We start from the raw sequence: 13,896 nt of genomic DNA on the forward strand, positions 1-13,896 counted from the left end.
TTTATCTCGCTGAAGTCGAGGGTTCCCGATTGGCATCTTGCGCCTTCTGTATATAAGAGAACATCACTGTTTTTGTCGACTCCAGAACTGAAAGTCTTTCAACAAGTTTAGTCATTTTATGACCAAACTGTCTGGATGATACTCAGCATTTTTGTGACTAACCTAGGATATAGGTGGTTAGTTGCAAAAAATAACGGTCAATTCTGTAATTTTTTTTCTTTTCGGTGGCGAATTCTACCACTGATTCATTCCAATATCACTGGTTAAGAATTGTCTTAGGACAAGGTTTTGCCGCTATTTTTTTATTTTTTGGTTCAAAATAAATGGACATAAAAGTTTCGATTTGACTATAATTTGTTTCGAACCGAAATATTTAAGAATAAATTAGATGTCGAAGCGAAACACACAACTAAGAAGACACGCAATTTCTAATCTAGTGAATGAGAAAGGAGAGGTCAGTGTTGAGGCTTTGTCTCTCCAGTTTGAGACTTCTGAAGTCACAATTCGAAAGGATCTCGCCTCTTTAGAGAAAAATGGCCAATTACTGCGTCGCTATGGTGGTGCTATTGCATTACCAAAAGAAGTCGTCAGCGATGAATTGAGCGAAAATGTTTCGATTCGTAAGAATGAACTCGCCCAAGCGGCCGCCAAGCTGATCCGCGAGCACAATCGCATTGTGATCGACAGTGGCAGTACCACTGCTTCGCTGATCAAACAACTGGATGGTATGCGTGGTTTGGTTGTGATGACCAACTCGCTCAATGTTGCGAACGCGCTTAATGAGCTTGAAAGTGAGCCTACGTTATTGATGACGGGCGGGACTTGGGATGCACATTCTGAGTCTTTTCAAGGACAAGTGGCGGAGTCGGTACTACGCTCATATGACTTTGACCAGCTATTTATTGGCGCTGATGGCGTTGACTTAGAGCGAGGTACGACAACATTTAATGAATTGGTCGGCCTAAGTAAAGTGATGGCTGAAGTATCTCGTGAAGTGATAGTGATGGTCGAATCGGAAAAGATTGGCAGAAAGATACCTAACTTAGAACTCGCTTGGGATGTCATCGATATCTTAATTACTAACAAAGACTTAGACCAAGAGCTAAAAACAAAAATCGAATCTCATGGTGTCAAAGTCCTTTGTGCATAACGTTAAAACGAATTTTTAATCTTACTTCTCCGAACTTGGCCTTTGCTTGCTGCCTATCGGAATCAACAAATTGGAGTTGAATATGTGTGGAATCGTCGGTGCTGTTGCACAACGAGATGTCGCTGAAATTTTAGTAGAAGGATTACGTCGCCTTGAGTACCGTGGTTATGACTCTGCAGGTGTTGCTGTAGTTGATGGTGACTCTAATCTGACTCGCCTTCGCCGTCTGGGTAAAGTTCAGGAACTGGCGGATGCTGTGGACGCAGCGGAAGTGGTCGGTGGGACAGGTATCGCCCACACTCGCTGGGCGACACACGGTGAGCCTTCAGAGGCTAATGCGCACCCACACATGTCAGGTGATATTGCTGTTGTGCATAATGGCATCATTGAAAACCATGAAGAGCTGCGTGAGCTACTTAAATCTCGTGGTTACGTATTTGAGTCTCAAACGGATACTGAGGTTATTGCTCATATGGTGGAGTGGGAGCTTCGTACTGCAGAATCACTACTTGAAGCCGTGCAAAAGACCGCAAAGCAGCTTGAAGGCGCTTACGGTACAGTTGCTGTTGATCGCAAAGATCCTTCACGCATTGTTGTTGCTCGCTCTGGTAGCCCGATCGTGATTGGTTTCGGTGTCGGTGAAAACTTCCTCGCTTCAGATCAACTTGCATTGCTTAATGTCACTCGTCGCTTTATGTATCTGGAAGAAGGCGATGTGGCTGAAATAACTCGTCGTGAAGTGAACGTATTTGATCTTTCTGGTGAGCGTGTCGAGCGTGAAGTGATTGAATCAAACGCAGAGCACGATGCGGGTGACAAGGGCCAGTACCGCCACTTCATGCAAAAAGAAATCTATGAGCAACCTACTGCTCTGATTAACACAATGGAAGGACGTTTGACGTCTGATTCTGTGGTGACGGAAGCGATTGGTGTCAATGCCGCTGAGATTTTGAGCAAAGTTGAACACGTCCAGATCGTTGCGTGTGGTACGTCTTACAACGCGGGTATGACTGCGCGTTATTGGTTTGAAGATATTGCTGGTGTAAGTTGTGATGTCGAAATTGCATCTGAGTTCCGCTACCGTAAATTTGTGACTCGTCCAAACAGCCTACTGATCACGCTTTCTCAGTCTGGTGAGACAGCAGATACTTTGGCGGCACTTCGTCTTGCCAAAGAGAAAGGCTACATGGCGGCGATGACGATTTGTAACGTTGCAGGCTCTTCGTTAGTTCGTGAGTCTGATTTTGCTTTCATGACACGTGCTGGCGTCGAAATCGGCGTTGCATCTACTAAAGCCTTCACCACTCAGCTTTCAGCACTGCTAATGCTAGTGACGGCACTTGGTAAGCAGCAAAACCGTGTAAGCAAAGAGAAAGAAAAAGAGATCGTTGAAGCGCTGCATGCATTGCCAAAACAGATCAACTCGGCACTTTCATTTGAGAAAGATATTGAAGCTTTAGCGGAAGATTTTGCGGATAAGCATCACACTTTGTTCCTTGGTCGTGGTGAGTTTTACCCGATCGCCATGGAAGCGTCGTTGAAACTTAAAGAGATTTCTTACATTCACGCTGAAGCTTATGCAGCAGGTGAATTGAAGCATGGTCCACTGGCACTCATTGATGCTGACATGCCAGTCGTTGTCGTCGCACCGAGCAATGAACTGCTGGAAAAACTTAAGTCGAATATTGAAGAAGTGCGTGCTCGTGGTGGCTTGCTGTATGTATTTGCGGATGCGGATGCGGGCTTTGAAGCTGATGAAACCATGAAGATCATCACTATGCCTCACGTAAGCGAAATCACAGCCCCTATCTACTACACGATTCCGATGCAGCTGCTATCGTACTATGTCGCGCTCATCAAAGGGACAGATGTAGATCAACCACGTAACTTGGCAAAAGCGGTAACGGTAGAGTAACTTAATCTAGAAAACAGAGTTTCATACTGTAATTAAGGCTCAAATATAAACCAAGATTCTCAAGTTGAGAGTCTTGGTTTTTTTATGTGCGCCTTTCGGGAGCCCACGTTGCGTGTGACAAGAGCAGTCACTCAGTGACTGCTCTATTACTTTCAACTTACGCTTTTACAAACGGTTTAGTTTTACGCTTCTCAACTATTTAAGAAACGAAGGAATGCGATTTTCGTATTCAGCGATTTTGTCTTCGTGTTGAAGAGTTAAGCCTATGTTATCTAAACCGTTTAATAGACAGTGGCGACGGAACTCGTCGATCTCAAATGTGTATTCTTTTCCATTTGCGCGAACCACGTTGGCTTCTAGATCAACTTCTACTTGTGCGCCTTCATTGGCTTCAACAAATTGGAAGATCTCATCGACTTCTTGCTCTGTGAGACGAACTGGTACCATCTGGTTGTTGATAGAGTTACCGTAGAAGATATCGGCAAAGCTTGGTGCGATCATTGCTTTGATGCCGTAATCTGCTAGTGCCCAAGGCGCGTGTTCACGGGATGATCCACAACCAAAGTTTTCACGAGCAAGAAGAATCGAAGCGCCTTGATAACGAGGAGCATTCATCACGAATTCTGGATTGGGTTGCTCACCTGCATCATCAAGGAAGCGCCAATCATGGAATAGATGTTTACCAAACCCTAGGCGAGAAACCTTTTGTAGAAATTGCTTGGGGATAATAGCATCGGTATCGACATTCGCTGCATCTAGAGGAACAACTAAGCCTGTGTGTTGTTTAAAACCTGACATTTGTTCTCTCCTTAGTCCAATTCACGAATATCAACAAAGTGACCAGCAATAGCGGCTGCAGCTGCCATCGCTGGGCTCACTAGATGGGTACGACCGTCACGGCCCTGGCGACCTTCAAAGTTACGGTTTGAGGTTGATGCACAACGCTCATGTGGACCTAGGCGGTCATTGTTCATTGCCAGACACATAGAACACCCCGGTAGGCGCCACTCAAAGCCGGCGTCTTTAAAGATGATATCCAAGCCTTCAGCTTCTGCCTGCGCTTTTACCTGTTCAGAGCCAGGTACGATAAGCGCCTGTACGTTGTCAGCGACTTTGCGTCCTTTGGCGATTTCAGCCGCGGCACGCATATCTTCGATACGAGAGTTCGTACAAGAGCCGACAAAAACTTTATCTACTTTGTAGTCAGATAGCGCTTTGCCTGCTTCTAACCCCATGTAGGCTAAGGCTTTTTCTGCTGATGCTTTTTCAACAGGGTCCGCAAAGCTTTCAGGAGCTGGGATTGGCTCATCGACAGCGATGACCTGACCTGGGTTTGTTCCCCAAGTGATCTGAGGCTTAATGTCTGCTGCGTTAAGTGTGACAACCGCATCAAACTCTGCATCATCATCCGTTTTTAGTGATTTCCAGTATTCAATTGCCGCGTCTAGATCTTCACCTTGTGGTGCGAACTTGCGGCCTTTGATGTATTCGAATGTGGTTTCATCGGGTGCCATTAGACCCGCTTTAGCACCCAATTCGATAGCCATATTACAGACTGTCATGCGACCTTCCATTGTAAGATCGGTAATCGCTTCACCGCAGAACTCGACCACATACCCCGTACCGCCAGCCGCCGTGGTTTCACCGATGATGGCGAGTACGATATCTTTTGCTGTGATGCCCGGTGCGACTTTGCCTTTCACTTCGATTTTCATGGTTTTGGCGCGCGCTTGCTTTAGCGTTTGAGTCGCTAAAACGTGCTCCACTTCTGACGTACCGATACCAAAAGCTAGCGAGCCAAATGCACCATGGGTTGCTGTGTGTGAGTCACCACAGACAATCGTCATGCCCGGAAGCGTAATGCCTAGCTCTGGACCCATAACGTGCACAATGCCTTGGTATTTGTGATTAATGTCGTACAGGGTGACACCAAATTCTTCACAGTTTTTCGATAGTGTTTCCATCTGGATACGTGCCATCTCGCCGGAGGCATTGATGTCTTTCGTCTGGGTGGAAACGTTGTGGTCCATGGTGGCAAACGTCTTGCCAACTTGACGTACTTTACGGCCTTTTTCGCGCAAGCCATCAAAAGCTTGTGGAGAGGTCACTTCATGCACTAAATGACGGTCGATGTACAAGATAGGGTTTTCACCCTCTGCGGCCACAACAACGTGTGCGTCGTAGACCTTTTCGTATAGTGTTTTGCCCATTATTACTGTCCTGTGTGTCGCTCCTGACAACGGCTTATCAGGAGCAAATAATTATTATGAATTTAGAATGTACTCGGCGATTTTGTCGCCCATTTCTGCAGTTGAAAGTGCTGGATTATTACCTGCTAGATCCGCTGTCAGCTCTCCAGCAGAAAGGGCTTTGGATACAGCAACTTCGATATCCTGAGCAGCAGCTTCTTCACCTAAGCTGTACCGCAGCATGAGTGCGGCAGAGAGGATTTGCGCAACTGGGTTGGCGATGTTTTTACCTGCAATGTCTGGTGCACTACCCCCTGCTGGTTCGTAGAGGCCGAATTTACTCTCATTTAAAGAGGCTGAAGGCAACATGCCCATAGAACCCGTGATCATGGCACATTCATCAGAAATGATATCGCCGAAAATATTTGAGCAAAGCATAACGTCAAACTGGGCTGGATCTTTGATGAGCTGCATGGTCGCATTGTCGATATACATGTGTGATAGCTCGACATCTGGGTAATCTTTAGCTATTTCTTCGACTACTTCTCGCCATAGAATCGAGCTCTGCAGAACATTGGCTTTATCGATAGAACATACTTTCTTGTCACGCAAACGCGCGGACTCAAAGGCAATCTTTGCAATGCGCTCAATTTCAAAACGATGATAAACTTCAGTATCAAACGCTTTTTCATTTGCGCCTTCACCCTCACGGCCTTTTGGTTGACCGAAGTAGATTCCTCCAGTCAGTTCACGTACCACAACAATATCAAAGCCGTTGCCAGAAATATCTGCGCGCAGTGGTGAGAACGCCTCTAGACCCTTGTGAATTTGCGCTGGGCGTAAATTACAGAAAAGTTGGAAGTGCTTACGAAGTGGGAGTAGAGCGCCACGTTCCGGTTGATCATTTGGTGGTAAATGTACCCATTTAGGGCCACCAACAGAGCCAAATAATACTGCATCGGATTCTTCACAGGCTTTGATTGTGCTGTCCGGAAGTGGGCAACCGTGATTGTCAATAGCGATACCACCAACATCGTGTTCATCGCGAGTCAATTCGATAGAGTGTTTCTTTTCGATGGCATCTAGCACTTTGTGTGCTTGCTGCATTACTTCTGGGCCAATACCGTCTCCTGGTAACACGGCAATTTTGTAAGATTTGTCTGTCATGATAATCCTTTAATTTTTTATTTTGGTTCCAGGAACGACTCTCGTCCCTGGAGTCTATTTATACTGTTGCGATTTTTTTCTGTTTAATTTCTGCAATTTTGTCGGCACGGTGAATGCTGTTGATTACATGCAATAGCGCCTGACCAGAAGCTTCTACGATATCGGTGGAAACACCGGTACCGTGGTATTTTCGGCCTTTATAGTTAGCGATGATGTCTGCTTGACCTAAACCGTCTTCACCTTCGCCTTTAGCTGTCAGATCAAACTTGTCTAGCACGATATCATAACCTGTCACGCGATAGATACATTGGTATAGAGCATCAACTGGGCCATTACCTACCGCGGCTTCGCATTGCTCTTCATCACCACATTGCAATTTGATACTGGTGGTTGCCATGACGCTGCCGGACTGAACGCTTAGGTAGTTTAGCTTGTAGAAATCGTCTTCTTCGCGAAGGTTTGAGAAGTGCATCAAGGCTTCTAAATCGTAGTCGAACACTTGTCCTTTACGATCTGCAAGCTTCAAGAAATCTTCATACAAAGCATCTAGGCTGTATTCTTCCTCTTTGTAGCCCATGCTATCCATGTGGCTTTTCACTGCGGCGCGACCACTCCGACTGGTTAAATTCAATGCCTGATTCTTAAGGCCAATTGACTCGGGTGTCATGATCTCATAGGTGTTTTTATTCTTTAGCATGCCATCTTGGTGGATGCCGGAAGAGTGGCTGAATGCGTTGGCACCAACAATGGCTTTGTTGCTTTGGATTGGCATGTTACATAGCTGACTGACCAATTTGCTGGTGCGATGAATCTCATCGTGCTTAAGACCAGTGTGAACCCCTAAGAATTCCTGACGAGTTTTGATGATCATGGCTATTTCTTCTAGAGAACAGTTACCAGCACGCTCACCAATACCATTAATCGTCCCTTCTATCTGGCGTGCTCCTGCTTGCACGGCAGCAATCGAGTTTGCAACCGACATGCCCAAGTCGTCGTGACAGTGAACAGAAATGATGGCTTTATCAATATTTGGAACACGGTTAAATAAGGTTTGAATGATACCGCCAAACTCATTGGGTACTGTGTAGCCCACTGTGTCTGGGATGTTGATAGTCCTAGCACCTGCATCAATTGCCGCTTCGACCATGCGACATAAGTTGTCAATTGGAGTGCGTCCTGCGTCTTCACATGAGAACTCGACATCATCCGTATATTGACGAGCATGTTTAACTGCTTTGACTCCCATTTCTACGACATCATCGTAACTGCGGCGTAGTTTATCTTGAACATGAACAGTGGAAGTAGAAATGAAGGTGTGAATTCGGAATTGCTCAGCAACTTTTAAAGCTTCAGCCGCGGCATCGATGTCTTTCGCAACGGCACGCGAAAGGGCACAGATTCGGCTGTCTTTAATGTGTTTGGCGATGGTTTGTACTGACTCGAAATCACCAGGCGAAGACACAGGAAAGCCGGCTTCAATCACATCAACGCCGAGTCTTTCCAGCGCATAGGCAATCTGCAGTTTCTCTTTAACTGTCAAGCTTGCTGACAACGCTTGTTCGCCATCACGTAATGTGGTGTCGAATATTATGACTTGATCGTTCATGTTGCTTCCTTCCTGATGTTTGTGTTTTGTACGCAGTAAATCGTTTTCTTCCGCTTAGCTATAAAAAGCTAGGTATAAAAAAACCCGCATCTGTGTGCGGGTTTGTGAAATCTTGTTGTGGTTATTTTTCTTCCACAGCCTACCCGCGCGATCTGGTCACGATAAGGAGGAGGCTCAGCAGGATAGAAAAACGCTTCATCATTGTTAACGGTTCCTGTAAGGGCGTTAAATAAACCACAAAATTAAGTTAACAAATTAGTACCGCACTCCACAGTGCACGTCAACCCTTAAGTTGTTTTTTTATTCATCAATAAGTAAATGAAAGGATGATTCATAGTGAATTTGCTGGATTAAGCCAATCAAGCATAGAAGCAATCAATGGTAAGGTCTGTTCGCCAGTTACATCTTTGGTTTACCCCTCGCGCGCTATTGTGGACGACAAGATCAAATAACAAGAGAAAAGTGGTCGTGCACTCTTGTGCCCATCGTTAGATTGGATTTTGACAATGTAACTGAATCAACCTCAAAGCTTCACTGATTTGTCATTTCAGTCTCTTAAGTTTGAAGGCATAACCGCGGTAACAAGGAGCCGGTCATGCGTTCAATCGAGCCTATTGCCAAGTTTGATCTGGCGTTTTCACTATTTTGCTTGCAACATAAATTCTCTTATCCGCTTTCCCGCTTGAGTAAAGCGATATCGCATACAGGGGATGGGCATTTGTATGCTGTTATTGGTTTGCTCGCTTGGGGACTAGGTGGGGAAACAGGCACGCTCTTTCTGCTGGCTGGTCTACTTGCTTTTGTGGTGGAGCTTCCGATTTATTGGGCAGCGAAAAATGTCTTCAAGCGTCGCCGTCCGGAAGAGCTGTCTGAGTTGGTCACTTCGTTCATCACCCCTTCAGATCGTTATAGCTTACCTTCAGGCCATACCGCCGCCGCTTTCTTAATGGCTACATTGATCAGTGTCTTTTATGTCGAGCTCGAATTGTTTGCTTTTGCTTGGGCTACGTTGATTGCTACTTCGCGTATTTTACTCGGCGTACACTTTTTGACTGATGTGGTGTTGGGGGCTCTGCTGGGTATTGGCTGCGCGCAAATGGCACTATCTGTGATTATGGGAGCGTAACGAATGAGAATCCTCTACGGTGTTCAAGGAACAGGTAATGGCCATATCGCTCGTGCGAGAGCGATGAGCTATGCACTTAAGAAGCGTGGTATTGAGGTAGAGTTCCTCTTCTCTGGCCGTGCCGCCGATAAGTATTTCTCTATGGAAGCGTTTGGTGACTATCAAACACGTCGTGGCTTAACATTCGTAACTGAAAATGGTCAGGTCAACTATCAAAAAACCTGTTTCAGTAATAACCTGTTAGCCTTCTACCAAGAAGTGAAGCAGCTTGATTTAAATCACTTTGATTTAGTGCTGAATGACTTTGAGCCAGTGTCTGCTTGGGCGGCGAAAATGCAAGGTAAAGCGTCTATCAGCATTAGCCATCAAAATGCATTTCGTTACTCAGTGCCACTCAGAGGAGCAAGCTGGCTAGACAAAAAAATCGTCAAGTACTTTGCGCCTGCGCAGCATCATATTGGCTTACATTGGTATCATTTTGATCAGCCCATTCTTCCTCCTATCGTTCATACCCATAAAGAGCACGTCGTAGGCGAAGATTTTGTCCTCGTATATCTGCCGTTCGAGAGCATTCATGATATTGCCGAATTATTGCTACGTTTCTCACAGCAGCGATTTGTTTGCTTTCATCCTGAGGTGATGGAAGAACAGATTGTCGACAATGTTCACTATTTGCCACTCAGTTTCCAAGGGTTTCAATATTCGCTTAATCGTTGTAATGGTGTCATTGCCAATGGTGGTTTTGAGTTGCCCTCTGAAGCGTTGACGCTAGGTAAGAAGTTATTACTCAAACCACTCAACGGGCAATTTGAACAGATGAGCAATGTTGCAACACTGGAGGAGCTGGGATTAGCCAGCTGTATGGAGATGCTTGATGCCTCGGTTGTACGTCGTTGGTTAGATGAAGAGCAGGCTGAAAGTGTCAGCTACCCCGATGTGGCTGACGCGATTGCAGATTGGCTGCTCAAAGAGGACTGGGAGAATAAGATGGAGTTGACCCAGAGTCTCTGGGATAAAGTTGATTTCCCTAGTTACGTTACTAATATTTAGCTCACTATTATGTCTTCATGACTTCAACAGCATCAAATTATTGATGCTGTTTTTGTTTCAACCTATGGAATTATTTTTCTTACAAATAGTTCCGGTCTGACTCTTCACACTCCCCCGTAGACTTAATTGATCCATTAAATCCTTACAGTATGAGAGATTTATACTTTTTTATATATGGCGTAAGTTGATGATTAATAAGTTTAATTTTATGACTTAAGTAAAAAATACTGATTAATTATCAATCTTGTTGCTAATCATTGATTGATTCGTTGATAGTAGAAATCCGCCAGAACATATCTGACGGATAAATATAACAAGATCTGGGTTATCTATTCCCAACCAACATTCATTTTAAGAACCATTTACATTGACGAATACAAGAGGCTTGCCTGATGATTGATAAAAAAGAGTCTATGAGTGCGATTGCTAGCTACCGAATGGAAAGCACTCTACGTGGAGTAGATCTAAACCTTCTCACTGTGTTTGATGCAGTAATGCAAGAGCAAAATATTACCCGTGCCGCTCATAACCTTGGCATGTCTCAACCCGCAGTTAGTAATGCTGTAGCACGTCTAAAAGTTATGTTTAATGACGAGTTATTTATGCGTCAGGGACGTGGCATTCAGCCGACTCAGCGTGCACGCCAGCTATTTGGTCCTGTTCGCCAAGCACTGCAACTTATCCGTAATGAGCTGCCAAGCTCTATTTTCTCGCCTGAAACATCAACGCGTTTGTTCAAACTGGCGATTTGCAGCCCATGTGATATGCGCTTTGCACCAAAGATTATGTCGACAATTCATGATCAGGCTCCTAATGTTCAACTTCACCTTGATGCGGAATTTGATCGCCAACTGGCTGAAAGAATGCGCTACCAAGAAATCGACTTTGTGATTGATTACGCTCGCTTTGATGAGCAAGGTTTCTCAAGCACAGAAATCTTCCAAGATGAGCTAGTGGTAGTGGCGTCTAAGTCTCACCCACGTATCCAAGAAGCCGTAACGGCAGACCTTCTGAAAGGTGAACGTCATGCGAAACTGTCTCGCGTACATGGTCAACGTAGCTTCTCAGAGCAAGCATATTGCGACTTAGATGTTCAGGCATACTATGAAGGTACCAGCCTGAGCAATGTTCTTTATGTCGTAGGTCAGTCTGAACTTGTTACGATTGCACCACGCTGGATGGTAGAAAACGCAGCGAACAAAGATCAGTTACAAGTGTTGGATTTTCCATTCGAGAATAGCAAAATTAGCGGCTTCCTAAGCTGGCATGAATCAAGCGAAAAAGACAAAGGTCATATCTGGCTACGTGACCAGTTAATGATGATCTGCGGTGAAGTCGTTGCTCTAGACTAATTAGCTGTTATTTAAGAGAAGAATGAAACCTTGGGTGTCGATAAGGCATTCAAGGTTTTTTACTATTTAATTGATAAGTTTGATACCCGTCAGTTGCCTTTTACGAACTGAAATGTACACTTGTGCGCTGAAAAAGCTTACAGGTGTAAGCTAAAGGTAGAAGAGATGACCAACTTAGATTTTCATGTTGTAAAAAGAATTCGTGAACAGATTGCCAAGAGTGGTGATCGTATTGCTCTCAAACACAAAGTGGGCGATATGTGGAATGGCATTAGCTGGAAGCAGTTTGGCCAGCAGGTGGATGCTTTATCACTGGCGTTGTTGACGCACAATATTAAAGTCCAAGATAAAATCGGTATCTTTGCCAACAATATGCCGCAGTGGACAATCGCAGATATTGCGGCGTTACAAGCTCGTGCTGTGACTGTGCCTATCTACCCAACCAATACAGCGGCTCAATCCTCTTATATTCTGCAAAATGCCGATGTACGTATTCTCTTTGTCGGTGAACAAGCGCAACTGGATGCGGCCATCTCTATTTTTGAACAATGTCCACAGTTGGAACTGATTGTGGTCATGTCTGACGATATTAGTATGGGTTTGCCTTCATTTGTCCGTACTTGGCAGCAATTTTTAGCTGCCGCAGATGGTGCAATGCAAAGCGAGTTAGATGAGCGTTTAGCCAACGCTAATATTGATGACCTGCTGACTCTGATATACACCTCTGGCACGACAGGTCAGCCTAAAGGGGTCATGCTGGATTATCGTAATATTGCCGCTCAACTCGAAGGACATGACTCGCGCCTGAGCTTAACCCAAGACGATGTTTCGCTTTGTTTCCTTCCTTTGTCACATGTGTTTGAACGAGCGTGGACTTTCTATGTGCTCTACCGTGGTGCGACGAACTGCTATTTGCAAGATACCATGCAGGTGCGTGAAGCACTGAGTGAGATTCGCCCAACAGTCATGTGCGCGGTTCCGAGGTTCTACGAAAAGATCTTCTCCGCGATTCATGAAAAAGTCGCTAAAGCACCCATTATTCGCAAAGTTTTGTTCACATGGGCTGTGAACATGGGGGCCAAAATGGCGGCTTGTGCTCAGGAAGGGCGAGAACCATCCTTAGTCTTGAAAAAATCTCATCAGTTAGCCGATAAGTTAGTGCTTTCTAAGTTACGTGCACTATTGGGTGGACGAATTAACTTTATGCCTTGTGGTGGAGCGAAACTGGATGAAACAATTGGTCGCTTTTTCCATGCAATGGGGATCAACGTCAAGCTGGGCTATGGCATGACAGAAACTACGGCCACGGTCTCCTGTTGGGGGGATAGTCGTTTTAACCCAGACTCTATTGGGACGGCGATGCCTGGTGCACAAGTGAAAATCGGCGAGAATAATGAAATTCTTGTGCGTGGCCCTATGGTGATGCGTGGTTATTACAAGATGCCGGAAGAAACGGCGAAGACTTTTGATGAGCATGGCTTCCTCAAAACTGGTGATGCGGGCCATATTGATGAGGATGGTCATTTGTTTATTACCGACCGCATCAAAGAATTGATGAAGACGTCTGGTGGAAAATATATTGCGCCTCAGATGATTGAAGGAGCAATCGGTAAAGACCACTTTATCGAGCAAATCGCCGTGATTGCGGATACGCGCAAGTTCGTTTCCGCATTGATAGTGCCGTGCTACGACAGTCTGGAGGAGTACGCGAAAGAACTGAACATCAAGTACCATGATCGTGTTGAACTGATTAAGCATCATCAAGTGGTGGAGATGTTGGAAAAGCGAGTGAATGACCTACAAAAAGAGCTTGCCAAGTTTGAACAGGTGAAGAAGTTCAAGCTGCTACCCAAAGCATTTTCGATGGACGAAGGGGAGTTGACGCCTACTCAAAAACTGCGGCGTAAGGTCATTAATGACAAATACCAAGATGAAATCGAAGAAATGTACACTGATAATGCAGTAAAAAAGTGATTCTTGAACAGGTTAATTTTTAAAGTGCTTAAAAATCCCTCGATCTAGCTTTAGTGGCTGATGAGGGATTTTTTATACCTCACTTTTACGAGATAGGTTGGTTTCAATGTTGTAAAAGTGCATTACTGAATAATATTTTATTCTGTATTTATACTGTTAATTTTGCAAACTCTCTATTTGTTTCTGTGTGTTTGGTGTTCCTTCCTTATATTAGTTTGATAAGTAGCATCTTGTTTAAAATGAGAGTTAAGTCGCATTAGATCCTTTGATAAGAAAACGTTACATTTGTTGCGTGAACTTGTTTTCTGTTACGACAGAGCAAGACATAGCCGAAAAAGTGGAAGTATTTCGATTAGGCTACGAATAA

At 44.8% G+C, this 13,896-nt stretch carries 10 protein-coding genes; 6 read left to right on the plus strand and 4 right to left on the minus strand.

Translation table 11 applies throughout. The features are described from left to right. Window positions 1-388: 388 nt before the first annotated feature. Both CTT30_RS02100 and glmS read left to right on the plus strand, forming a co-directional pair. Window positions 389-1,150 (plus strand): DeoR/GlpR family DNA-binding transcription regulator, encoded by a 762-nt coding sequence (locus tag CTT30_RS02100; protein ID WP_239868925.1) that lies wholly within the window; start codon window positions 389-391, stop codon window positions 1,148-1,150. Window positions 1,151-1,232: 82 nt separating this feature from the next. Further along, the gene (glmS, locus tag CTT30_RS02105) at window positions 1,233-3,065 is read left to right on the plus strand and encodes a glutamine--fructose-6-phosphate transaminase (isomerizing) (RefSeq protein WP_239868923.1); all 1,833 of its coding nucleotides are present in this window, start codon (window positions 1,233-1,235) and stop codon (window positions 3,063-3,065) included. A gap of 195 nt (window positions 3,066-3,260) precedes the next feature. Here the strand turns inward: glmS and leuD are convergent, their stop codons facing one another. The 4 genes from leuD to leuA are packed head-to-tail and all read right to left on the minus strand — an operon-like array spanning window position 3,261 to window position 8,027. Next, window positions 3,261-3,863, minus strand: coding sequence for a 3-isopropylmalate dehydratase small subunit (gene leuD, locus CTT30_RS02110; RefSeq protein WP_239838560.1), 603 nt, complete (start codon window positions 3,861-3,863; stop codon window positions 3,261-3,263). Window positions 3,864-3,874: 11 nt separating this feature from the next. Then, window positions 3,875-5,275, minus strand: coding sequence for a 3-isopropylmalate dehydratase large subunit (gene leuC, locus CTT30_RS02115; protein WP_252035914.1), 1,401 nt, complete (start codon window positions 5,273-5,275; stop codon window positions 3,875-3,877). Between the two features lie 54 nt (window positions 5,276-5,329). Further along, window positions 5,330-6,421, minus strand: a complete 1,092-nt coding sequence (gene leuB, locus CTT30_RS02120) for a 3-isopropylmalate dehydrogenase (RefSeq protein WP_252035915.1) — start codon at window positions 6,419-6,421, stop codon at window positions 5,330-5,332. A gap of 58 nt (window positions 6,422-6,479) precedes the next feature. Further along, window positions 6,480-8,027, minus strand: coding sequence for a 2-isopropylmalate synthase (gene leuA / locus CTT30_RS02125; RefSeq protein WP_239876896.1), 1,548 nt, complete (start codon window positions 8,025-8,027; stop codon window positions 6,480-6,482). Between the two features lie 595 nt (window positions 8,028-8,622). Here leuA and CTT30_RS02130 point away from each other — a divergent pair. The 4 genes from CTT30_RS02130 to CTT30_RS02145 all read left to right on the plus strand — a co-directional run bounded on the left by CTT30_RS02130 (window position 8,623) and on the right by CTT30_RS02145 (window position 13,529). After that, window positions 8,623-9,153 (plus strand): phosphatase PAP2 family protein, encoded by a 531-nt coding sequence (locus tag CTT30_RS02130; RefSeq protein WP_239868917.1) that lies wholly within the window; start codon window positions 8,623-8,625, stop codon window positions 9,151-9,153. 3 nt (window positions 9,154-9,156) lie between these two features. After that, on the plus strand, window positions 9,157-10,203 hold the full coding sequence (locus CTT30_RS02135) for an MJ1255/VC2487 family glycosyltransferase (RefSeq protein WP_252035916.1): 1,047 nt from the start codon (window positions 9,157-9,159) through the stop codon (window positions 10,201-10,203). A 392-nt stretch (window positions 10,204-10,595) separates the two neighbouring features. Continuing rightward, window positions 10,596-11,555 (plus strand): transcriptional regulator LeuO, encoded by a 960-nt coding sequence (gene leuO, locus CTT30_RS02140; RefSeq protein ID WP_239868901.1) that lies wholly within the window; start codon window positions 10,596-10,598, stop codon window positions 11,553-11,555. A gap of 165 nt (window positions 11,556-11,720) precedes the next feature. After that, window positions 11,721-13,529 carry an AMP-dependent synthetase/ligase gene (locus CTT30_RS02145; protein ID WP_252035917.1) on the plus strand — a complete coding sequence of 603 codons (1,809 nt, stop codon included), beginning with the start codon at window positions 11,721-11,723 and terminating at the stop codon, window positions 13,527-13,529. The last annotated feature ends 367 nt before the right edge of the window (window positions 13,530-13,896 follow it).

Origin of the sequence: Vibrio coralliilyticus (assembly GCF_024449095.1) — a bacterium.
Classification (GTDB): domain Bacteria; phylum Pseudomonadota; class Gammaproteobacteria; order Enterobacterales; family Vibrionaceae; genus Vibrio; species Vibrio coralliilyticus_A.